Source organism: Oleiphilus sp. HI0066 (genome assembly GCF_001635725.1).
Window position 1 is genome coordinate 1 of the sequence record NZ_LWFH01001303.1, and the last position, 1,082, is coordinate 1,082.

Annotated in this window: 2 protein-coding genes; one reads left to right on the forward strand and one right to left on the reverse strand. The window is 44.0% G+C overall.

Going from position 1 to position 1,082, the window contains the following annotated elements:
• A partial coding sequence (locus tag A3738_RS19180) for an FAD-dependent oxidoreductase (RefSeq protein WP_197473921.1) occupies window positions 1–655 on the forward strand: 655 nt, incomplete at its 5' end.
• Between the two features lie 61 nt (window positions 656–716).
• Here A3738_RS19180 and A3738_RS31275 read toward each other — a convergent pair.
• Window positions 717–1,082: SGNH/GDSL hydrolase family protein (locus A3738_RS31275; protein WP_197473922.1), on the reverse strand; the 366-nt coding region annotated here is incomplete at its 5' end.

Below are 1,082 nucleotides of genomic sequence, written 5' to 3' on the forward strand. Positions count from 1 at the left end.
TTGGAACGGTGTTTCTGAAGTAGTTGTCTCATGTGCTAATGGGAAAGAATATCGCAGCTCAAAGCTACTTGTGGCAGCAGGCCGTGTTGCCAATGTATCAGGCTTGAGTCTTGATAAAGCAGGCGTGGTGTTGACCAATCAAGGGCATATTCAGGTAGACAACGAGTTACGAAGTAGTGTTTCCAATATATACGCGGCTGGTGATGTAATTGGCCCGCCATCTTTGGCTTCGGCTTCGATGGAGCAGGGGCGCCGTGCAAGTCGAAATGCCTTAGGTATTAGCGTTGGTAAAATGGCAGATTTCATTCCAGCAGGTATTTACTCCATTCCTGAAATTTCAGGCATTGGGCTCACTGAACAACAGGCTAGAGCCAAGGGTGATGTCATTGTCGGTGTTGCCAAATTTGAAGAGATTTCTCGAGGTCAGATCAGTGGTATAGAAGATGGTTTGTTGAAAATCATTTGCGATGAACAAGGGAAGAAAATCTTGGGTGTTCAGATAGTTGGTGAAGGGGCTACGGAACTCGTTCATATTGGTCAGATGGCGATGCTATCCGACAGCCCTGTTGATATTTTTGTAGAGAATATTTTTAACTATCCAACACTCGCAGAAGCCTATCGTGTTGCAGCTCTATCGGTGTTAGGGCAAAGGTAAACGGATATGAATATAGATTGGGGTCAGAGTTTTTTCACTCTGATCCCAATCCAAGAGCGGATTATTGGCTCAATACAGCTTCAAGAAATTCTTGACCAGCTTGCGTGTGAACGGTACTGCTTGGGTGGAAACCATCAGAGAAAACAAATGCTGAGCAATCAGCAAGTGCGGGTACTGATTCAACACAAGGAGTTGTTGTGTTCAAACCGGCTTCTTCACCTTCTTCAATTGTACGATCTAAGAAGTCTTGTAGTGAGTATTCAATAATATCAATACCTGTTGCTGCTTCAATATTGCGAACTGATTTACGAAGTTTACGATTGAAACGATCCACAAGACTTGACACTTTTTCTGGGTACTCAAGAGCACGACGTTCGTTTTGGGGATTACCTGATGCTACAGCTGCTTGATACAGGTCGTTAACATT